Source organism: Mycobacterium attenuatum, from assembly GCF_900566085.1.
GTDB classification, from domain to species: Bacteria; Actinomycetota; Actinomycetes; order Mycobacteriales; family Mycobacteriaceae; genus Mycobacterium; species Mycobacterium attenuatum.
Genome location: NZ_UPHT01000213.1, coordinates 1 through 1,368 on the forward strand (window position 1 = coordinate 1; position 1,368 = coordinate 1,368).

1 protein-coding gene is annotated in these 1,368 nt (G+C 63.1%); it reads right to left on the minus strand.

Going from position 1 to position 1,368, the window contains the following annotated elements; genetic code table 11:
• Positions 1-21 precede the first annotated feature (21 nt).
• A partial coding sequence (locus EET13_RS29655) for an IS1634 family transposase (protein ID WP_122445546.1) occupies positions 22-1,368 on the minus strand: 1,347 nt, incomplete at its 5' end.

Below are 1,368 nucleotides of genomic sequence, written 5' to 3' on the forward strand. Positions count from 1 at the left end.
ACCCGAGTTGGGTCATTTGGCTTAGTGCCTTGAGTTTCCGGTCTGCAGGGCGTCGAGAATCACCGTGACCTCGGGTTCTATGGCGGGTGGGTATGTGGCGATGACGCCGTTGATGTCGATGGTCGCCGAACGCAGAGGCTTGAGGCTGCGCAGGAACCTGCGAAGGGACAGTCCGGTGCGGGTCTGGATTTCGCGGCTCAGTGCGAGGGCGGTGAACACGATGGTGAGGTGGGCTTCGATGGCGTCGCGGGTGCGGGCGAACATGGGTCTGGCCGCGAGGTCGGATTTCGACATGCGGAAGGACTGCTCGACCCGCCACAGATCGTGATAGTTGGCGATCACCTCGGGCGCGGGCATGAGTCCGGCGTCGATGTTGGTGACATACCCTTTGAGCCCGACCAGTCGACGTGCCCGTTGGATCGACGCGGTGTCGAGTTCCCGGGCGCCGTTGCGGATGGTCACGAATCGTGGTGTGCGGGCGGCTCTATCGCCGGCGACAACGGCGCGGGCCTTGGCCTCCTGCAGGTTCAGCGTCTTGTTGTCGCGCACCGCGCGTTTGGTCGAGTACGCCCACACCGCCCGCCAGGACTTCGGGTGCGTCGTGGGGTTCCAGACGGGTTCGGCTCGCCGTCTCGGGTCGCTGCTCTTGGCGGCGGTGCCGCGTTGATCGCGTGGCGTGATGGTGTCGATGATCTGCCCGTCGGTGAAAACATCACCATGCCAATGGAAATGGGATGCGAGATCGCCAGGTGCTTTGGTGACTCTGGATCCGACGATGAATCGCAACCCGGCGGCGTCGAGGTCGCGTAGGTTCGAAGCCGAGAGCATGCCGGCATCGGCGACGACGACCATATCGGCGATGCCGTGGCGCTGTTGGAACGCGGTGACGATTGGGATGATGGTCAGGGTTTCGGCTTTGTTGCCTTCGAAGCAGCGGATTTCCAGCGGGAACCCGGTCCGGTCGACCAACAGCCCGACAACGATCTGCGGATCCACCCGGCGTTCCTTGGAGTACCCGACGCGACGCAGGTCGTCTTCCTTTTCCGCCTCGAAATACAACGTGGTGACGTCGTAAAGAACCAGACTGATATCGCCTGTAGCACAGGCATTCTGGAAGCAGGCCGAAGCGATCTGATCACGGTATCCACCGCCACACGCCCGGCGCAGGGTCGGTTTACGCGTCGACAACGAAGCTGAAGTGCGGCCCAGCTCGGCCAGGACCCGGTCGACATCGAGCAGGCTGGTCGGCTCTACCACCCGAGCGATCACCAAATCGCGGAACACATCATCGCCGACCGCAGTGCTGAAACCGAGGCTGGCATACACGTCGGACAGGGCGTCGTAGAGCAACCCGCTGCACGACTTGAG